Raw genomic sequence first — 1,032 nt, 5'->3', positions numbered from 1 at the left:
GCTTTGTGGTCAAGTCCTCGGCCTATTAGTACCGGTCAGCTCCACACGTTACCGTGCTTCCACCTCCGGCCTATCAACCCGGTCGTCTACCGGGAGCCTTACCCATTCTCATGGTGGGAGACCTCATCTCAAGGCGAGCTTCCCGCTTAGATGCTTTCAGCGGTTATCCCTTCCGAACGTAGCCAACCAGCCGTGCACCTGGCGGTACAACTGGCACACCAGAGGTTCGTCCGTCCCGGTCCTCTCGTACTAGGGACAGCCCCTTTCAAGTCTCCTGCGCGCGCAGCGGATAGGGACCGAACTGTCTCGCGACGTTCTAAACCCAGCTCGCGTACCGCTTTAATGGGCGAACAGCCCAACCCTTGGGACCTACTCCAGCCCCAGGATGCGACGAGCCGACATCGAGGTGCCAAACCATCCCGTCGATATGGACTCTTGGGGAAGATCAGCCTGTTATCCCCGGGGTACCTTTTAGCCGTTGAGCGACACCGCTTCCACACGCCGATGCCGGATCACTAGTCCCAGCTTTCGCTCCTGCTCGACCCGTCAGTCTCACAGTCAAGCTCCCTTGTGCACTTACACTCGACACCTGATTGCCAACCAGGCTGAGGGAACCTTTGGGCGCCTCCGTTACTCTTTAGGAGGCAACCGCCCCAGTTAAACTACCCACCAGACACTGTCCCCGATCCGGATCACGGACCAGAGTTAGACGTTCAAAACGACCAGAGTGGTATTTCACCAATGACTCCACCATCACTAGCGTGACAGCTTCCCAGTCTCCCACCTATCCTACACAAGACGTTCCAAACGCCAATGTCAAGCTGTAGTGAAGGTCCCGGGGTCTTTCCGTCCTGCTGCGCGTAACGAGCATCTTTACTCGTAGTGCAATTTCGCCGGGTCTGCGGTTGAGACAGCGGGGAAGTCGTTACGCCATTCGTGCAGGTCGGAACTTACCCGACAAGGAATTTCGCTACCTTAGGATGGTTATAGTTACCACCGCCGTTTACCGGCGCTTAAGTTCTCACCTTCGCC

At 57.0% G+C, this 1,032-nt stretch carries 1 rRNA gene; it reads right to left on the bottom strand.

Annotation, left to right across the window (positions count from 1 at the left end):
• Positions 1–5 precede the first annotated feature (5 nt).
• Positions 6–1,032: ribosomal RNA gene (locus AB0B91_RS66510) — 23S ribosomal RNA — on the bottom strand; the annotation flags it as partial.

The organism is Nonomuraea sp. NPDC049141 (assembly GCF_040648415.1).
GTDB lineage: Bacteria > Actinomycetota > Actinomycetes > Streptosporangiales > Streptosporangiaceae > Nonomuraea.
This window is presented reverse-complemented; position numbering and strand designations above follow the sequence as displayed.